We start from the raw sequence: 16,560 nt of genomic DNA on the forward strand, positions 1-16,560 counted from the left end.
AAAGTCTTTTTCTGCTATATTTTGCGTTTCTGCCGCACGGCAGACTGTAAACATAAGCCCCACCGGGATCGAGATTCCGCCGGGCAACTTCGAAAAGGAAATTCAAAATGGCAAATACCAAGCAGGCTCGCAAGCGCGTTCGTCAGGACATCGAGCACAACCTCCGCCTCACCGCTCAGCGCACCCGTTATCGCACCGCCATCAAGGCTGTCGAGAAGCTCGTCGCCGCTGGCAACAAGGCCGCTGCTGCTGAAGAATTCAAGAAGACCTCCGGCATCCTCGACCGTCTCTCCTGCCGCCACGTTCTCCACAAGAACGCCGCTGCCCGTCAGAAGAGCCGTCTGTCTGCCGCTATCAAGGCGATGGCCTAATAGCGTCCGATCCGGAAGGAGCACTGGTCTCCTTCCCGCCGGAAACAAAAGCGCACTGATTTCAGTGCGCTTTTTTTGTATTCAGTAAAGATGAATCGCAGCCGGCAGGCGTAGTGGAACCCGATTCTCATTACCTTTTTCGTCTCACGACATTATCATGAAAAGAAACAGGATTGAGAATTGAAGTTATGACACCTTTTTATTACGTCGCCCTGTCTTTCATCGCGCTCTATCTCGAGATCCGGGCGTATCAGATTCTTCGCGGAAAGAATCCGGGGCTGCGGATCTTTCTCGCGGTTCTCATCGCGCTCTCGATGGGACTCTACCCCTACCTCATGATGCTCGGGGTCACGCACCCGTGGCCGAACGCGCATGAGGCGCTCTCAGTCATCGGATTCTTTTTCAGCACAGCGGCATTTTTCTCTGTTTTCCTGCTGATTCTGGATGTCATCTGGCTGATTTCCTTCATCATCACACGGCTCTTCCGCGGGCGGCGCGGCGGGATCCGGATGCCGCTTAAGCTCTACGGCGGTCTTCTCGCGCTCTGCGCGGTGTTAGCGGTCTGGGGCGGCTGGAACGTGAAGACCGATCCTCCGGTGAAAAATGTTGCCGTCACCGTTCCCCGGCTTCCTGCTGATCTCGATGGCCTGAAAATTGTGCAGCTCACCGATATTCACGTTTCTCCGCTTTATGAAAAAGAGCGGTTTACGGATCTCGTGAAGAAAGTGAATGCCCAGAATCCTGACTTCATCTTCATTACGGGCGACATTGCGGACGGCACGCCGCAGTCACGCCGCGCCATCATGCCGTTCCTTCACGATCTGAAGGCGAAGATCGGTGTCGTGATGATTCCGGGGAACCACGACTACTACGTGGATTACACCGCCTGGCGTCACTATTACAAATCGATCGGCGTTCCATTCCTCGAAAACGGGCATGTTGAATTCCGTAAGGGAGACGATGTCATCACGGTGGTCGGTATGACGGACCGTTCCGGTATCCAGTACGGCTACCCGGGACCTGATATTGAAAAGGCGACGTTTGGTGCTGACGCGAGCAACGCGCTTCGCATCGGACTCATCCACCGGCCGGAAGACGCCGCCAAATGGGCTGATCCTCGCTGGGGGCTTGATCTCCTGCTCGCGGGACACACGCACGGCGGTCAGATCTTCATCATGTATCCGTCTGTCTGGCTCCAGAACCACGGCTACGTCCGGGGGCTTTACCACATCGGGAACATCCCGTTCTATGTGTCGCCTGGCATCGGCTCCTGGAGCGGCACACCGACCCGCATCGGAGCGCCGACTGAAATCACGCTTCTCACGCTCCACAGCCCCGAGAAGACACACTGAGTCCGCGGGACACTCTCACGAAAATGCCGGCGTTCTTTTTAAGGAACGCCGGCATTATTTTTTATCCTTCGTCTTTCGAACGCTTTCTAGGCCGCGCTGAATGACGCCGGAAGCACGTAAAAGAACACCGACAGGAATTGCAGCAGCGTGCCGGCAAAAACGAAGACGTGCCAGATCGCGTGATTAAACGGAATCCGGTTCATCACATAGAAGAAAACGCCGACTGAGTACGCGAGGCCTCCCGCCACAAGAAGCCAGAGACCGCCCGCGGGAAGAGCCGCGACAAGCGGCTTGATCACGAGAAGCACGAGCCACCCCATCGCGAGATAGATCAGGCAGTTGATAAAGTTTCCCCGCTTCATGAGAATCGGCTGCAGAAGAATACCGACCGCCGCGAGCACCCACTCCGCAATGCAGAGCGTCCAGCCAAGCGTCCCCTGAAGCGTAATCAGGCAGAACGGCGTATAGCTCCCCGCAATCAGAAGATAGATCGATGAGTGATCAAAGACCTGAAGGATCTTTTTCGCTTTTCGGTTCGTAATTGCGTGATAAAGGGTCGATGCTGTGTACAGCACAATCATCGAAGCCCCGAAAATTGCCACCGCCGTTACCGCAACCGCAGACTGGCTGCGGAGCGCGGCAAGCGTCACCATGAGAATCAGCCCAACCACGGAGAAGATCGCCGCGACGCCGTGCGTCACACTGTTCGCGATCTCTTCGCCGAGGCTGTAGCTAGCAGTCTGATCAGCCATCTATATTGATTTCCTATTGGAAAGCCGGATGGCATGGCTCTGATTTTTCTTCAGAACCGGAACATGAATCGCCGTCCGACGTGTTTCATTCTGGACGGGATGACCGCGGGAAAAACTCCCGCTTTTTAGGTAAAAACCCGATTATCTATAACGGAATGTTGCCAGAAGCTCCTGCGGCAATGTTTCGTCACAGGATCTCCACTTCGGGGGTGAGCTCGATTCCGAATTTCGCGTTCACCGCATGGATCACTTCGTCGCAGAGCGCCTTCACTTCTTTCCCGGTCGCCCCTCCCCTGTTCACGAGTACCAGCGCCTGGCGATCCCAGACCGCGGCGTTCCCCAGAACACGGCCTCGGAATCCGGCTGCGTCGATGAGCCACCCGGCCGCAAGCTTCGTCCGCCGTCCCCCCAGAGGGTAGGCGACGAGCTGCGGATAATCTTCAAGCAGCGCCCTCGCCTGCAGTTCCGGCACAACCGGGTTCTTGAAGAACGAGCCGGCGTTTCCGAATTCCTTCGGATCGGGGAGCTTTGCTCGGCGAAGCGCTTCGACCGCGGCGAGCACTGAGCGCGGCGTCACTTCCTTTCCTTCAAGCGCGGTGGAAAGCCCTTTATAGCCCGTCACCGGGGTCCAGTCCTTTTCGTTCGGGAGCCGGAACGTCACGGAAACGATCACCCAGTTCTTTCCTTCCTCGCTCTTAAACACAGAGCTCCGGTAACCGAAGTCGCACGCTTCCGTGGAAAGCGTCCGGAATTCACCGCTGTCGAGATCAAAAATCTCCACCGCCTCAATCCGCTCCGCGGCTTCAATCCCGTAGGCCCCGATATTCTGCACCGCCGCGCCGCCGACTGACCCCGGAATCAGCACGAGATTCTCGAGCCCCGGGTGCCCGGATTCCGTCATCCGGCACACAAGCGGACTCCAGTTTTCACCGGACCCTGCTCTGAAGCGGTACTCTCCGGCATCACCCCGCGGAAGTTCCTCAACTCCCGTTATGCGGTTCAGGGCCACGAGCCCATCAAAATCTTTCGTGAAAAGAATATTTGACCCAGCCCCGATAATGAGGAGCGGCTCATCCTTCTCTCTCACAGTCCGCAGCGCTTCAAGATCCTCACGGGACTCAAGCCTCACCAGGCGTTTAGCCCGGGCTTCGACTCCGAAGGTAGTGAAGGGAGAAAGAGAAATCTGGTGTTCCACACGCATGGTCAAATCTTCTGAAAGAATGAAAATCCGGGGCAGAGCCCCGGGAAAAGTTCTTTATAACGCAGTTTGCCGGAAGAGGGAGAGGATTCCGCGGAGCACCTCTTCCCCTTTCCTCCCTATTTCCTGAGCCGCTCGGTCACCCGCCGCACCACTGAGTCGGTATCGAGGCCGCACAGTCTGAAAAGCGCGTCAATCGAGCCGTGCGGAAGGAACCGGTCAGGGACTCCGAGCTGCAGCACCGGCACTTCGGCATCAGCCTCCGCCAGCACTTCAAGCACGCCGTCACCCGCGCCGCCCTCAATCACGCCCTCTTCAGCAGTAACGAGAAGATCCGCGCGCCGTGCCGCGTCAAGAATCGCCTCACGGTCAAGCGGCTTCGCGAACCGCATATCGATCAGCCCCGCCCGCAGCTGCTTCACCGCGTCCGTGAGCCGCCAGGTCATCGCGCCGAACGAGAGGAAAATCACCCGCTGTCCCTCAGGGACATCATCCGGGAGGCGCACCGCCTCAACGCTTTTCCCGATCGGAATGGTTTCGCCGTTCACTGCCGTCACCGGGGTTCCGGGCCCCTTTCCGCGGGGATATCGGACCGCGGTCGGCGTGTCGAGGCTATACGCGGTGTTCAGCGCGAGCCGGCACTCATTTTCGCCTGACGGCGTAAACACCGTGAAACCGGGGAACTGCCTGAAGCAGGCAATATCAAAGAGGCCATGATGCGTCGGTCCATCCGCGCCGACGATGCCGCCGCGGTCTACCGCGAAAAGCACCGGCAGATGCTGAAGCGCCACATCATGCTCAATCTGGTCATAGGCACGCTGGGCAAAGGTGGAATAAATCGCAACCACGGGCTTCATACCCCCGCAGGCAAGACCCGCCGCGTAAGTCACGGAATGCTGTTCCGCGATCGCCACATCCCGGAACCGTGTCGGGAAGCGTTTCGCATACTCATCCAGGTCAGAGCCTTCCGTCATGGCCGGGGTGATCGCGTACGTTCTCGGATCCTTCTCCGCAGTGTCGCAGATCCAGCGGCCGAACACATTCGAAAATGTCGGAGCCGAACTCTTCTTCGCCTGAACACCCGCCTCGGGATCGAAGTGGCTTACACCGTGGTACGTCGTAGGATCCGCTTCCGCAAGCTCGTACCCCTTCCCTTTCTTCGTCACCACGTGGAGCACAATCGGTCCCCTCTGCGTCTTCAGATTCTGAAGCACGCGGACCAGGTACGAAATATCGTTTCCATCGATCGGCCCGAAATAGTTGAGATCAAACGTGGAGAAGAGGGATGAGGGAGGCGACACAAAATTCATCGCCTGCTTCTCAAAGCGCTTCGCGAATTCCCAGAGACTTGGAAGATGCGACAGCACCTGCTTCGACCGCTGCCGCGCGCCGAGGAACGCAGGGGTAGAAACGAGCTTCGTCAGATTCTTCGAAAGCGCGCCGACCGGGGCTGAGATCGAATAATTGTTGTCATTCAGAATAATGAGGAGGCGGATCTGATCCTTCCAGGATCCGGCGTCATTCAGGGCTTCAATCGCCATGCCGCCAGTGAGCGCCCCGTCGCCGATCACAGCGACATGCCACCGCTCGGTCGCGCCCTGCAGATAGGACGCGACCGCCATGCCAAGCGCCGCGGACACTGAGGTCGACGCATGCCCTGTGCCAAAGGCGTCATACGGGCTTTCAGAGCGCTTCGGAAAACCCGAAATGCCGCCCGTCTGCCGGAGCGTCGCCATTGCCTCGCGCCGCCCTGTGAGGATCTTATGCGCGTAAGCCTGATGCCCCACATCCCAGACAATAGGATCGTCCGGGGTATTAAAAACGTAGTGAAGCGCCACAGCAAGCTCCACCGCGCCGAGACTCGACGCCAGGTGACCGCCCGTCTGCGAGACTGAGTTCACAATGAAGTGACGGAGCTCAGCCGCGAGCAGGGGGAGATCCGCGCTGGAAAGCTTCCGCAGATCCTCCGGGGAATTGATCGCCCCGAGGAAACGGTAGGGGTAAGCGTCCCGGGCGTTGATTTCGCCTGCCGTCTCAGTTTTCTTTTCTTTCAGGTCTGTACTCATCAGCGGTCCCGATTGACGACATAGCCCGCAATTTCCGCAAGCCGCTTCGTCGAGCCGGCGTAACCCGGCAGTGATTCAATCTGATCCAGAGCCGCAAGCGCTTCGCTGCAGCTCTGCTGAGCAAGGCTTCTGGCCCCCTCAAGTCCGAGAAGCGACACATAGGTGGGCTTCTCTTCTGCTTCGTCCTTGCCGGCGGTTTTTCCGAGAGTCTCCGCGCTCCCTGTCACATCAAGCACATCATCCACCACCTGGAACGCCAGTCCGATCGAGCGTCCGAAGTCTGAAAGCGCGTCCAGAAGTTGCCGCTCATCTGCTTCAGGGATGTCACCCGACACTGCGCCCATCAGAACCGCGGCCCGGATCAGCGCTCCGGTCTTCATCGCGTGAAGTCTACGCAGATCCTCAAGCGCGATCGCGGCATTCCGGCTTCCGGTAAGCGACAGATCGTACGCCTGACCTCCACACATGCCGCGGGATCCGGCTGCCTCCGCGAGAATCCGGGTAAGACGCACTGCTGACCGCGGCTCAACCGGAGCGTCCGCGATCACCCGGAACGCCTCTGCCTGAAGCGCATCACCCGCAAGCACCGCTTCGGCAAAGCCGAACTTCGCGTGGGTGGATGCCTTGCCGTGCCGCAGAAGATCGTTATCCATACAGGGAAGATCATCATGTACGAGCGAATAGGAATGGATACATTCAAGGGACAGAGCTGCCGCGTCAGCTGCCTCAGGCTTTGCGCGGGTAATCGCGGACGCCGCGTAGCAAAGCAGCGGACGGACGCGTTTTCCCCCTTCGAGGATCGACCAGCGCATCGCTTCATGAAGCCCCTGCGGAAAGACATCCGAGCCCGGAATCCCCACTTCGGCAACGCTTTCAAAGTGCGCCTGCCGTTCCTTCATCCAGTCCATGAAAGACACTTCAGACATCTGGTTCTCCTTGGCGTTCATTGGATCAGAAAGGAACGTCGCCGAAATCATCCGCGGGCGCGGCGGGTGCGGCGGCCGCAGCGGGCTCCGTCCGTGACGCGCTGTCAGGCCGGAGGTCCGACGCCTTAACCGGGGAAAGCTTTCCCTCTTCATCCAGCTTCCGGATCCGCTCCTCAGCGCGGTCAAGCTTCGCCCGGCACGCCTTCGTGAGCGCAATGCCGCGGGCATAGCTGTCGACCGACTCTTCAAGCGTCAGTCCGCCCTGCTCCATACGGCCGACAAGCGATTCAAGTTCGCTCATCGCTTCTTCATACGAGAGCTTCTCCGGGTCCTTCAGCGCCTTAACCGACATCCGTACAATCCTCAAACCAAAAAGAATTCACCATGGGGGTATTTTACCGGGCTTGATGGGTATGCAACACCCTTTCCAGAGCCAATACACAGCGGGACACTATGTGAAGTCCGTATCCCGAAGGATCGCTGCTATTCTCACCTGACGGGCATCGCTAAAATGTAAAAATCTTTGCCGCCATCGGCGGCTGTTTCCGGTTTTCAAAGGTTTACCCCATGCAGTCTCTCTGGATGCTTCTCGCGTCGCTTTTCTTCGCTCTTATGGCCGCCTGCACCAAGTGGGGTGCCGCAGACTACGGAACTTTCACGCTTGTCTTCTACCGTTCCGCGATTGGCTGCATCGCGATTGCCGCCTGGATCATCGCGACAAGACGGGAAATCCGGACGCATTACCTCTGGGGACACTTCAAGCGCTGTTTCATCGGCATTGGGAACCTCGCTTTATGGTTCTGGACGCTAGGCAAGCTGCCGCTTGAAACCGGCATGACACTGAACTACACAAGCCCGCTTTTCATGGCGCTTTTTGTCGTCGCGGTCTCCTATAAGAAAAAACTCCCGGTTGCCTGGAGCCTGATCGCCGCGATTGCTGTCGGGTTTGTCGGCATTCTGATGGTGCTTCGGCCCACTGTCTCTGCGGGACAGGAGCACATCGCTCTGATCGGTCTTGCCTGCGGCATCCTTTCAACCTGGGCGTATCTTCAGGTCCGGGATCTGAATAAACTGCATGAACCGGTCTGGAGGATTGTTTTCTACTTCACGTTTTTCGGTTCCCTCTTTGGGCTCCTTGGCTCGTTCTTTGAGCCGGGCGGCATTTCAGTTGTGCCCTCTTTCCGCGGTATCGCGGCGCTTGCCGGTACCGGGCTCTTCGGGCTATTCGCGCAGCTCTGCCTTACGCGGGCATTCGGCGCTGGGAATCTTCTCCTGACCTCTGTGCTTCAGTTCTCGGCGATTGCTTTCTCTGCCGTCATCAGCGCGGTGTTCTTCGGAGAGTCGATTCCGCCAGTCGCGATTCTTGGCATCGCGGTCATCATTGCCGCTGGCTCCGCGGCGACACTTCTCACGAAGAGCCACATGAAAGCCATCGATCACAAGTAGAGAGGATGCGGCGGGTGATACACGCGCGGCGCTAAAATGTGCGCCTTCATTGATTAACTTCATTACCCGCCTGCCGCGGAGCTTCGCATGCGATCATTCTGGATGCTCGGGGCGTCGTTCTTCTTCGCCCTTATGGCTGCCTTCGTCAAAATGGGGGCAAGCCACTTTTCATTCTTTGAACTCGTCGGTTACCGGTCGCTTTTCGGTGTGATTCTGATTGAAGGGTGGATCTTCGCCACTCACCGCACCATCCGGACACCCTACATTTTCGGGCACTTCAAGCGAAGCTTCATTGGCACCTTCTCGATGACGATCTGGTTCTATTCGATGGGGTTTCTGCCGCTCGCGACAGGTCTCACGCTGAACTATACGAATCCGATCTTCATGGCGCTCTTCGTATTTGTGATGGTGCTGAGGCGGCACGCGAAAATTCCCTGGGGACTGATCATCGCGACCATTGCCGGTTTCGCCGGCGTTGTGCTGATGCTGCATCCGACGGTTGAAACCGGACAGATCAAACCGGCTCTTATCGGTCTCTGCTCGGGATTTCTCGCCGCTTTTGTGGGGCTTCAGATCCGGGAGCTCGCGAAACTGCACGAGCCGACCTGGAGAATCGTGTTCTACTACACGTCGTTCGGCACACTCTGGGGCTTTATCGGTCACCTCATCGCGCACGGGAGCTTCTCCGCCATCAATATGCAGAGCCTCCTCCCGCTCACCGGCATGGGCATCTCGGCCACCATCGCTCAGCTCTGCATGACGCAGGCCTACGGCGTGAAGAATATTCTCGTGTCGTCTGTGCTTCAGTACTCCGCGATTATCTTCGCGACAATCTTCGGCTACTTCTTCTTCGGCGACCCGATTTCGCTTGACGCAGGCCTCGGGATCGCGATCATTATCGCGGCCGGCATCGTAGCAACACTTTTTATCAAGAAAAATCAGGCAAAGCACGGCTAAGGATCTCGCGCGGGAACTTCCCGCGCTATCCTTTACCGATCAGTAACTTTTTCCAGAAGGATACCCGGAACGCCATGACTCTCCGCCGTTCGATTTTTGCCGCGGCCATTGCCGCCATGATCTCGACCACTGCTTTTGCTGCCCCTGGCGCCGCCGCGTCTCTTGCCGGCACGAGCTGGATGATGGAGCTTCCGAAGGGCTCAAGCTGCGAGGTACCGCCTGAGATTCAGTTCAGGAAAGACGGCTCAATTGCCGGAAACGCTGGCTGCAATGACTTCAAAGGAAGCTGGAAGGCGGATGGAGACTCGCTTTCCGTGAACTATCAGCCGACCACGGATCGCCGCTGCGCGAAGGCGTTCCTCGAGCCTGAGGCCGCCTTCACCGCGGCTCTGAAGGGCGTGAAGACCGTGAAAAAGGATGGCAAGGGGCTTCTTCTCATCAGTTCGGAAGGGAAGACCCTGCTTCGCATTGTGCCGTCAGTCGCCGGTGCCTGCGACTAAGGAAGCTTTTTTCTGTGAAGAGGCGGAAAACCGCCTCTTTCCGTGAGCGAGCAATTAGTTATTGTTCGCCGGGCTGTGGCAGATCGTGCAGTTCCAGCGCTGGGGGGCAACGGTCATCTTGCCGTCCTTGCCCTTCACCCAGTGGTTGGCCGGCATTTCCGTGCCTTCCTCACCCTTCTTCGCCTTGCCGATACGGCCGTAGTCGTCGGCGTGGCACATCACGCACATGTTCTTGTCCTTCGTGATTTCCATGCCCTTCGTGTCATGCTTGATCAGGACATTCACGGGACCGGCGGAGGCCGCCGTCTGAGTCTGGGCCGCAGCCGCGTTGCCGGCGAGCGCCACACTGAACATAGCTGCAATACCGCTCAGAACCGCAGCCTTAAGAGCTTTTTTCATCATGATTAATTCCTCTTTTCCGCCTCCGGATCCCGCCGACTGGCGGCGGAGAACCGGAAGCTGGTTACGGTTAGATATCAGGCCTTCTCAACACGGATTGCGCACTTCTTGTAATCCGGTTCAAGAGAGAGCGGGCAGGTCGCGTCGAGGCAGAGCTGGTTCATCTGAACGTTCTCGTCAAAGAACGCAGCGAACGTGATGCCGCGGGTAACCGGCATACGGCCGCCGATGCAGGCCTTCGCGAACACCGTGGCGCGGCGGCTCGTGATCTTGATGCGATCGCCGTCCGCAATGCCGCGGGCCTTGGCGTCAGCCGCGTTCATGTAGAGCATGCCTTCCGGCAGGGCCTTATGGAGCGCCGCGACACGGCCGGTCATCGAACCGGTGTGCCAATGCTCCATGAAGCGGCCCGTATCAAACCAGAGGTCGTAGTGCGAATCCGGCACTTCAACCGCTTCAGCGTACGGACGGAAGAAGATCTTCGCCTTGCCAGGCAGCGGCTTCGGGGTCTTATCCGTCACAGCATCGAGGTTGCCGGACGGAATCGCCTTCATCAGCGGACCGTAGAAGAGGAAGTCAGCGCCGTTGCAGAACAGGTCATACATGCCGTTGAAGCGGTAAGAAATGCTCTTGCCGTTGATGTAGGGCCAGACAATGCCGTGTCCCTTCACCACTTCATCGAAGTGAGCGATCTGGTGAGCGCCCTGCGTGAACTGCCAGTACTCTTCGTACAGAGCCTTTTCCGGGAACCAGCCGTCACCAAGATCCTCAGCCGTGCCGCAGTGAACACCCTTATAGAGCGGATCCGGCCAGGCAACCTTCTTCGCGAAGGCATTGTGGAAGACCACATCGTAGAGCGAGGCCTCGGGGTCAATACCCATCGCCTTTGCCTTGTCGAGCACATTCGGGAGGGTCTTGCCGCCCGGCAGCTTCTGCTCGCACCAGCATTCCTTCACCTTGAAGCGCTTCGCGAATTCCAGCATCATCCAGACGTCAGACTTGGCTTCGCCCGGAGCCTGCACCATCTGAGACCAGCCATTTGTACGGCGTTCGCCGTTGCCGTAAGCGCCCCACTTTTCGAAGATCATCGCGGCCGGCAGGATAAGGTCAGCCGCGTTCTTAGCGGAGAACGTCGGGTAGGCATCCGCCACCACGATGAAGTTCTCGGGCTTACGGGCAGCCTTCAGCCAGTGCGTGGCGTTCGGGAGGGACTGGAAGATGTTCACAACCTGCGTCCAGAGAACGCGCATCGAGCCGTCTTCAAGACCGCGGACCATCTTCATCGCGTCAAAGCCCACCTGGCCGTTCAGCGTGCCTTCAGGCAGACCCCAGACCTTTTCAGCCTTGGCGCGGTGCGCGGGATTCGCAACCAGCATGTCAGACGGCAGACGGTGAGAGAACGTGCCGACTTCACGGCAGGTGCCGCAGGCAGAGGGCTGACCGGTGAGCGAGAACATGCTGCTGCCCGGCTTCGCCTGCTTGCCCATCAGAAGGTGGATGGCGTAGAGCTGCTCATTGATCCACGAGCCGCGCTGGTGCTGATTCGTGCCCATGCAGCCAGTCGACAGCACACGGTTCGCCTTGTCGCAGTAGACGTCCGCGAGCATCTTCAGCTTCTTAGCGAAGTCAGAGGTGGACTCGTCAGGATTGCCCTTCGCGACGCGGGAAACGAATTCGAGCGTATAGGGTTCAACACCCTTCTTGAAGTCTTCGATCGTGATCTGCCAGTGATTGCCGGCGGGGCCGCCCGCATTCTTCTGCTCAACAGCTTCGCCCGGAGCCTTGCGCTGGGCGATAGCTTCGTCCTCAGAGAGGACCTTCTTCACCTGCTTCGCCTGGGTATCACGCTCAGCCGGATAGGCAAACTTCTCGGTCGGACGCATGCCGTAACCGATGTCGTACGGACCGGTCGCGAAGATGCAGTGCTTCTCGATGAAGTCCTTGTCGTAGCAGCCGCGGTGCATGATTTCGCGAAGAATGTAGTTCGCGATCGCGAGGTCCGTGTTCGGCTTGAAGATGATATCGACGTCAGCAAAACGGGAGGAGAGCGTCGGGTGGGTCTGGATATTGAAGATCTTGTAATCCGGGTTCGCGCGCTTCGCGGCAACGATACGGTTCCAGAGCACCGGATGGGCTTCCGCGGGGTTGTTGCCCCAAAGCACCAGGTTCTGCGTGATTTCCAGATCGTGATAGCAGGCGGACGGCTCGTCAACACCGAAGGTCTGATACATACCGACCACGGCGGAGGCCATGCACAGACGGGCGTTCGGGTCGATATTATTCGAACGGAAGCCAGCCTTCAGAAGTTTCACAACGGCGACGCCTTCCGGAATCGTGTACTGACCGGAACCGAAAATGCCGACGCCGGTCGGGCCGAGTTCCTGATAAGCCTTGCGCCAGTGCTTCTCGAGCTCGTCAAACGCTTCCTTCCAGGACACAGGCTCAAACTTGCCGTTCTTATCGAACTTGCCGTTCGTACGGCGCATCAGGGGCTGCGTGAGACGGTCCTTGCCATAGATGATCTCGGAGTTGTAGTAGCCCTTCATGCAGGTGAGACCGCGATTCACTTCGCAGTCCGGATCACCCTTCGTGGCAACAATCTTGCCGTTCTTCGTGCCGACCAGGAGGCCGCAGCCCGTGCCGCAGAAACGGCACACGCCCTTCGTCCACTTGATGCCCTGCTCAGCGGCAGCGGCTTCATTCGCGGCAACAACAGTGATCGGGATACCTGCGATCTTGGCAGCGGAAGCTGCGACGCCAGCCTTCATCAGGCCGCGACGGCTCACGCGGACCGCAGAAACCGGGTTCTGGTTCTCCATTTGCTTCTCCTCTTTATACCCCGCAGAGCGGCTTATTAAGTGTGTGCCGCTTTCTGTCGGGTGGCGTCCGCCGGCGAATGCTGCAGGAGTCTCCCGAACTCCTATTTCCCCGGGTTTCAGCCGTTGATAAAACTGCTTTAAATACTGCTTTGTAAATTACTGTTGTTCTTCTTCCGTATCTTCCAGGTTCGCGACCAGAGAGACATTCTGGATGCCGGGAAGCGTGATCAGGTCCTTGAAGAGATCCGCCTCGCTCTGAATCGTTTCACCTTCAATCACGGCAATAAAGAGTTCGGCGTCAGGATCACGGTGATAAATCTCGAGTCCCTTGCCTTCCACGCTTTGCACGGCCTTCTCCAGTTCTCCCGGATTTGCCGTGACGAGTACGCCTGAATAAAACATCTTTCTTTTGTTTCCTTCGTGTGAGATGAACACATCCGGCAGCCTGTTTTCCCCGAGTGAAACCGAGGTGCTGCCGCAGGGAAACTCTCCTGACAGAGCCCTTGCCCGGGCTCTACCCCGTAGTGAGGAGCTTCCTTAGCGCTGCGGACTTAAGCCGGCAGTCCTAAACAGACTCCCTACGGTAGGTTTATGAAAACTGTATTTTAAAGACAGGAATACTCCCTGAGTAGTCTCTCAGGGATTTCACTGAATCGTATCGAAATTTATACTTTCTACCCTATATAGCTATCACAGTTAGGTTTTGGGATTAAAGTCTTATATATCCCTTTATTCAATTTATTCATAGCGTTAATAAAAAAGGAGCCCCGAAGGACTCCTTTCTCCGGATCTATCCGGTCTAATGAGCCGCCTCCCAATTCTCACCTACGCCGACCGACGCAATGAGAGGGACACGAAGTGTTGCAACTCCGTCCATAATTTCGGGAAGTTTCTCTTTCACGGTCTCCACCTCATCCTCCGGCACTTCGAGGACGAGTTCATCATGCACCTGCAGCACCATGCGGCTCTTAAGACCGGAGGTTTCGAGCCACTTCTCAACCGCCACCATAGCCATCTTGATGAGATCAGCGGCCGTCCCCTGCATCGGAGCGTTAATGGCCTGACGTTCCGCGCCGGCCCGGACCGCGGCGCGTGAGCTCGTGATATCCGGAAGCCAGAGGCGACGCCCGAAAGCCGTTTCCACGTATCCGCGTTCATGGGCGAGCTTCCGGGTTTTTTCCATATACTCACGAACTTTCGGGTAACGCGTGAAGTACTGATCGATATAGCCCGCGGCCTCGCCCCGGCTGACACCGAGATTCTGCGCAAGACCAAACGCGCTCATCCCATAGATCAGGCCGAAGTTGATGACTTTCGCCATCCGGCGCTGATCCGGCGTAACAGCGTCCGGCGCGACACCGAAAACTTCTGAAGCTGTGGCGCGGTGCACATCCATCCCGTGCCGGAAAGCCGAAATCAGTCCCGGATCTTCGGAAATATGCGCCATGATCCGAAGCTCGATCTGGGAATAGTCGGCAGAAATGATTTTGCAGCCCTTCGGAGCGATGAAAGCCTCACGCACCTTGCGCCCTTCCTCAGTCCGGACCGGAATGTTCTGCAGATTCGGGTCCGAAGACGCCAGCCGTCCGGTTACCGCCGTAGCCTGTCCGAACGTGGTGTGCACCCGGCCGTCTCCCTCGAACACCATCTTCGGGAGCTTATCGGTATAGGTGCTCTTCAGTTTGCTGAGAGCTCGGTACTCAAGAATCGTCTTCGGAAGCGGATAAGTGAGCGCAAGTTCGGAAAGAACATCCTCTCCCGTTGAATATCCGCCGGAGGCGGTTTTCTTACCAGCCGGAATCGCAAGCTTCTCGAAAAGGATGTGAGAGAGCTGCTTAGGCGACCCGAGATTAAATTTTTCTCCCGCCTCGCTCCAGGCTTTCTCTTCAAGCTTCTCGATCTCTTCACCCAGCGCCTCGCTCTGACGGTGGAGCAGCTCTGTGTCGATCAGCGTTCCGGTCCGCTCCATACGGAAGAGTACACGCTCGGTCGGAAGCTCGATCTCTTCATAAATACTCGTAAGCTTCTGCCCCGGGTCTTCCGCAAGCTTCATTGTGAAGCGGGCGTGAAGCCCACGGATCGCGGCCGCCTGCTCGACGCCGCACCGGGCTGCCTTTTCGGGTTCCACTTCGTGAGTCGCCTTTTTCGACGCGCCTTTTCCAAACACCTCTTCGGTTCCCGGAATATCGCGGTGCAGCCAGCGAAGGCTCAGACGCTCAAGCTCATGGCGGTTATGCGATTCAAGCACATAATCCTCAAGCCTCGTGTCATCGAGCCGGCCGGCTCCGGGGGCGAGAAGACGGATCCCTTCATTCGCCATCACGTGAAGCATAAATTTGGCGCTGTGCGCGACTTTCCTCGCCTTTCCCTCAAGCCAGGGCTTCAGCCCCTCAATCACCGCCTGCTGCTCAGGAGTCCGAATTCCGGACTCGCCTGTCAGCGGCACGTACCAGCTCCCCGCGGGGCCCGCGCTGATCGCGAGACCCGTCAGACGGGCTCGGAGCGGCTCCGTGCTGTCCGTAAAAATCTGCAGCCCCGCAGGAATCACCGAATTCTCCGCGGCAGAGAGCGCTTCAAGCGCTTCGCCGAGTGTCGGCTGATCCACGATCAGCTTATAGGCGACCGGATCCTCTGCGGACGTCGGTGTGAGCGGCATCAGATCCGAATCCACCTTCGGGGGAAGCGCCGCGAAGAGATCCATCTGAGCGCCAGGCTGCGGTCCCTCTTCGCCCGGCTTCTTCACTGCCCGCGCGAGCTGCTTCTTCGCTCGGCTTCCGCCTGTCTTCATTTCCCAGCGGCGGTAGAGCGCCTCAAGCGTCTCCTCATCCGGATCCCGGATCACGAGATCCGCCTCTGTCTTCACTTCCGGAATTTCGACCGCGGTCCGGATGGTGACGAGATCCCGAGCCTTCTCGAGGAACGGGAGCCCCTCCCGCAGGTATTCGCCGATCTTCCCCTTCACTTCAGAGGCGTGCTCGCGGACACCGTCAAGACTCCCGTACTCAGAGATCCACTTCGCCGCGGTCTTCGGGCCGCACTTATTGATTCCGGGAACGTTATCGACCTTGTCTCCCATGAGCGCGAGGTAATCAATGATCCGGGAGGGAGGAACGCCGAATTTCGCGGTGACACCCGCTTCATCGAGCACCTCGTGGCTCATCGTATTGATCGTCACGATTTCGCCATCCTCAACGAGCTGATTGAGATCCTTGTCGCCGGTCGCGATAAAGCTCTTGATGCCGCAGGCCTTCGCCCGGGTGGCGAGAGTTCCGATCACGTCATCCGCCTCAACGCCCTCCTGAACGATGAGCTTCCAGCCCATCGCCACGACAAACTCCTGAATCGGGCGGATCTGGCTCGCGAGATCATCCGGCATCGGCGGGCGGTTGGCTTTGTATTCCGGAAAGATATCGGATCGGAACGTCTTCCCCTTCGCGTCAAAAACACAGACGCCGAAATCCGGTTTCACGATCGCCCGCACGGCTCCCAGCATTGAGACGAAACCCTTGATAGCCCCTGTCGGCTCTCCGGCACTGGTTCTGAGATCGGGCAGCGCGTGAAACGCCCGGAAAAGGTAATTCGATCCGTCTATTAATAGCAGCGTCTGTGACATGGTCTGTTCCTGTGAAACGGGACTCCCTGAAGATGGCGTCCGGGAACAACTCTAAACGGGTTTCCCGTTTTCTGCATTGCCTCGCCACGAAAAAGGTCATCCGGCTCTGTCATACCCCGTGGAGCATGGCACAATAATCCTAAAAGCCGCGCACTATGCGG

At 57.9% G+C, this 16,560-nt stretch carries 14 protein-coding genes; 5 read left to right on the top strand and 9 right to left on the bottom strand.

Annotation, left to right across the window (positions count from 1 at the left end; translation table 11 throughout):
* Positions 1-107 precede the first annotated feature (107 nt).
* Both rpsT and BN1936_RS08940 read left to right on the top strand, forming a co-directional pair.
* Complete coding sequence (gene rpsT, locus BN1936_RS08935) at positions 108-371, top strand: 30S ribosomal protein S20 (protein WP_022443578.1); 264 nt, start codon at positions 108-110, stop codon at positions 369-371.
* 188 nt (positions 372-559) lie between these two features.
* Complete coding sequence (locus BN1936_RS08940) at positions 560-1,723, top strand: metallophosphoesterase (RefSeq protein WP_049687202.1); 1,164 nt, start codon at positions 560-562, stop codon at positions 1,721-1,723.
* Positions 1,724-1,809: 86 nt separating this feature from the next.
* Here BN1936_RS08940 and trhA read toward each other — a convergent pair whose 3' ends face one another.
* The 5 genes from trhA to BN1936_RS08965 all read right to left on the bottom strand — a co-directional run bounded on the left by trhA (position 1,810) and on the right by BN1936_RS08965 (position 7,017).
* Positions 1,810-2,475 carry a PAQR family membrane homeostasis protein TrhA gene (gene trhA / locus BN1936_RS08945; protein ID WP_022443580.1) on the bottom strand — a complete coding sequence of 222 codons (666 nt, stop codon included), beginning with the start codon at positions 2,473-2,475 and terminating at the stop codon, positions 1,810-1,812.
* Between the two features lie 187 nt (positions 2,476-2,662).
* Positions 2,663-3,676, bottom strand: coding sequence for a UDP-N-acetylmuramate dehydrogenase (murB, locus tag BN1936_RS08950; protein ID WP_053101851.1), 1,014 nt, complete (start codon positions 3,674-3,676; stop codon positions 2,663-2,665).
* A gap of 116 nt (positions 3,677-3,792) precedes the next feature.
* Positions 3,793-5,739 (bottom strand): 1-deoxy-D-xylulose-5-phosphate synthase, encoded by a 1,947-nt coding sequence (dxs, locus tag BN1936_RS08955; RefSeq protein ID WP_082164551.1) that lies wholly within the window; start codon positions 5,737-5,739, stop codon positions 3,793-3,795.
* Positions 5,739-6,665 carry a polyprenyl synthetase family protein gene (locus BN1936_RS08960; protein WP_049687471.1) on the bottom strand — a complete coding sequence of 309 codons (927 nt, stop codon included), beginning with the start codon at positions 6,663-6,665 and terminating at the stop codon, positions 5,739-5,741. Before BN1936_RS08960 ends, dxs begins: the two co-directional genes overlap by 1 nt.
* Before the next feature lie 25 nt (positions 6,666-6,690).
* Positions 6,691-7,017, bottom strand: coding sequence for an exodeoxyribonuclease VII small subunit (locus BN1936_RS08965; RefSeq protein ID WP_022443584.1), 327 nt, complete (start codon positions 7,015-7,017; stop codon positions 6,691-6,693).
* 215 nt (positions 7,018-7,232) lie between these two features.
* On the opposite strand from BN1936_RS08965, the gene BN1936_RS08970 reads away from it, so the two are divergent.
* The 3 genes from BN1936_RS08970 to BN1936_RS08980 all read left to right on the top strand — a co-directional run bounded on the left by BN1936_RS08970 (position 7,233) and on the right by BN1936_RS08980 (position 9,568).
* Positions 7,233-8,111: a DMT family transporter gene (locus tag BN1936_RS08970; RefSeq protein WP_049687204.1), complete on the top strand. Its 879-nt coding sequence runs from the start codon at positions 7,233-7,235 to the stop codon at positions 8,109-8,111.
* 87 nt (positions 8,112-8,198) lie between these two features.
* The gene (locus BN1936_RS08975; RefSeq protein WP_049687205.1) at positions 8,199-9,068 is read left to right on the top strand and encodes a DMT family transporter; all 870 of its coding nucleotides are present in this window, start codon (positions 8,199-8,201) and stop codon (positions 9,066-9,068) included.
* A 74-nt stretch (positions 9,069-9,142) separates the two neighbouring features.
* A complete protein-coding gene (locus tag BN1936_RS08980) occupies positions 9,143-9,568 on the top strand; it encodes an META domain-containing protein (RefSeq protein ID WP_022443587.1) in 426 nt (141 codons plus the stop codon).
* 54 nt (positions 9,569-9,622) lie between these two features.
* Here BN1936_RS08980 and BN1936_RS08985 read toward each other — a convergent pair whose 3' ends face one another.
* The 4 genes from BN1936_RS08985 to polA all read right to left on the bottom strand — a co-directional run bounded on the left by BN1936_RS08985 (position 9,623) and on the right by polA (position 16,399).
* Positions 9,623-9,970 (bottom strand): nitrate reductase cytochrome c-type subunit, encoded by a 348-nt coding sequence (locus tag BN1936_RS08985; RefSeq protein WP_049687206.1) that lies wholly within the window; start codon positions 9,968-9,970, stop codon positions 9,623-9,625.
* A gap of 74 nt (positions 9,971-10,044) precedes the next feature.
* A complete protein-coding gene (gene napA / locus BN1936_RS08990) occupies positions 10,045-12,786 on the bottom strand; it encodes a nitrate reductase catalytic subunit NapA (protein ID WP_022443589.1) in 2,742 nt (913 codons plus the stop codon).
* A 156-nt stretch (positions 12,787-12,942) separates the two neighbouring features.
* Positions 12,943-13,188: a chaperone NapD gene (locus BN1936_RS08995; protein ID WP_049687207.1), complete on the bottom strand. Its 246-nt coding sequence runs from the start codon at positions 13,186-13,188 to the stop codon at positions 12,943-12,945.
* 397 nt (positions 13,189-13,585) lie between these two features.
* Positions 13,586-16,399, bottom strand: coding sequence for a DNA polymerase I (gene polA / locus BN1936_RS09000; protein WP_049687208.1), 2,814 nt, complete (start codon positions 16,397-16,399; stop codon positions 13,586-13,588).
* Between the last annotated feature and the right edge of the window lie 161 nt (positions 16,400-16,560).

Origin of the sequence: Dakarella massiliensis (assembly GCF_001182045.1) — a bacterium.
Taxonomy (GTDB): domain Bacteria; phylum Pseudomonadota; class Gammaproteobacteria; order Burkholderiales; family Burkholderiaceae_F; genus Mesosutterella; species Mesosutterella massiliensis.

Bases quoted from the DNA above. Each gene is read 5' to 3' on its own strand.
- BN1936_RS08980 (WP_022443587.1), top strand. From the start codon at position 9,143: ATGACTCTCCGCCGTTCGATTTTTGCCGCGGCCATTGCCGCCATGATC.
- trhA (WP_022443580.1), bottom strand. From the start codon at position 2,475: ATGGCTGATCAGACTGCTAGCTACAGCCTCGGCGAAGAGATCGCGAAC.
- dxs (WP_082164551.1), bottom strand. From the start codon at position 5,739: ATGAGTACAGACCTGAAAGAAAAGAAAACTGAGACGGCAGGCGAAATC.
- BN1936_RS08965 (WP_022443584.1), bottom strand. From the start codon at position 7,017: ATGTCGGTTAAGGCGCTGAAGGACCCGGAGAAGCTCTCGTATGAAGAA.
- BN1936_RS08985 (WP_049687206.1), bottom strand. From the start codon at position 9,970: ATGATGAAAAAAGCTCTTAAGGCTGCGGTTCTGAGCGGTATTGCAGCT.
- BN1936_RS08940 (WP_049687202.1), top strand. From the start codon at position 560: ATGACACCTTTTTATTACGTCGCCCTGTCTTTCATCGCGCTCTATCTC.
- polA (WP_049687208.1), bottom strand. From the start codon at position 16,399: ATGTCACAGACGCTGCTATTAATAGACGGATCGAATTACCTTTTCCGG.
- murB (WP_053101851.1), bottom strand. From the start codon at position 3,676: ATGCGTGTGGAACACCAGATTTCTCTTTCTCCCTTCACTACCTTCGGA.
- BN1936_RS08975 (WP_049687205.1), top strand. From the start codon at position 8,199: ATGCGATCATTCTGGATGCTCGGGGCGTCGTTCTTCTTCGCCCTTATG.
- BN1936_RS08995 (WP_049687207.1), bottom strand. From the start codon at position 13,188: ATGTTTTATTCAGGCGTACTCGTCACGGCAAATCCGGGAGAACTGGAG.
- napA (WP_022443589.1), bottom strand. From the start codon at position 12,786: ATGGAGAACCAGAACCCGGTTTCTGCGGTCCGCGTGAGCCGTCGCGGC.
- BN1936_RS08970 (WP_049687204.1), top strand. From the start codon at position 7,233: ATGCAGTCTCTCTGGATGCTTCTCGCGTCGCTTTTCTTCGCTCTTATG.
- BN1936_RS08960 (WP_049687471.1), bottom strand. From the start codon at position 6,665: ATGTCTGAAGTGTCTTTCATGGACTGGATGAAGGAACGGCAGGCGCAC.
- rpsT (WP_022443578.1), top strand. From the start codon at position 108: ATGGCAAATACCAAGCAGGCTCGCAAGCGCGTTCGTCAGGACATCGAG.